Consider the following 975-nt stretch of genomic DNA (forward strand, 5'->3'; position numbering starts at 1 on the left):
TATTCACGACAAACCAAAGCCATTCTTGAGGAGTTGTATCAGATGGCTCCCCTGCTCGATCACGCGGCGTAACGAATAATTGTACAGAATAAGGCCATCACTTAGCCTTATTCTGGCAGAGCCTCACCTTTTATTATCATTTACTAACAAATACTTACACCATCAATGCGACTTATGTCACATTTATCTATTGAACAAACAACCCATCTAAGTTCTAATATCCTTACATCACTATGGTATGACATACGAAATAAAAATCCCCATAGTTCAATAACTAAGCGGTTCTTCTAATAATATTTAGCCGCTATTTCTCTGAGACACTTATTTTCTCTCGCTTGATGTCATTCAGTTCCACGAGATTTAGGATACTTAATGATGCGTCTTTACTGCGTTATTGCTACGGCCATGTTGATGCCGTTAACAGCACAAGCAACGGTTTATGACGTTGCGAAACCATCTGAGCTAAACCAAATATGCTCAACTCATAGTTCTTTTGATATTCAAAGAACAGACACTACCTTTTTTTGCCATGGCAAGATCGTATTACCCGCTGGTGATTCCATCATCTCCTCTTCACCTGAGAACGAAGTCATACTAGAAGCTCATCAAGGCATTGTTTTAGAGGGCAATAACCGAATTGGTGAGCCTAATAAACGCATCTCACTTCGCTCGCTTTCAGTCGAGTTGAAGGTTAACAATGAGCAAGCTTCGAGCATTGAAGATTACCAAAACAAACACACTGTTATTTATGGTGACCTTCTGTCGGCCTACCCAACAAAACTGCATAATGTTCTCATCGATGGGGATATAGAGCTAACGGGGTCGACACTTCATATTGACGGTAAGTACAACACCATTATTGGTAAAATTTTGACTCACAGTACGACCGATATAATCAATGCTAACGTTTGTGGCACCATTGAATCAAAAGGCCATCAATTGCATCTCAAGACGAAGCACCCTTTCCAATAACAT

The 975-nt window shown here is 40.1% G+C and carries 1 protein-coding gene; it reads left to right on the forward strand.

The window, feature by feature from the left end; all coding sequences use genetic code 11:
• Positions 1-372: 372 nt before the first annotated feature.
• The gene (locus tag R7O13_RS24835) at positions 373-972 is read left to right on the forward strand and encodes a hypothetical protein (RefSeq protein WP_318304934.1); all 600 of its coding nucleotides are present in this window, start codon (positions 373-375) and stop codon (positions 970-972) included.
• Positions 973-975 lie beyond the last annotated feature (3 nt).

Source organism: Vibrio sp. Y176, from assembly GCF_033438945.1.

Excerpts from the sequence above, each read along its gene's own strand:
- R7O13_RS24835 (WP_318304934.1), top strand. The coding sequence starts at position 373 with ATGATGCGTCTTTACTGCGTTATTGCTACGGCCATGTTGATGCCGTTA.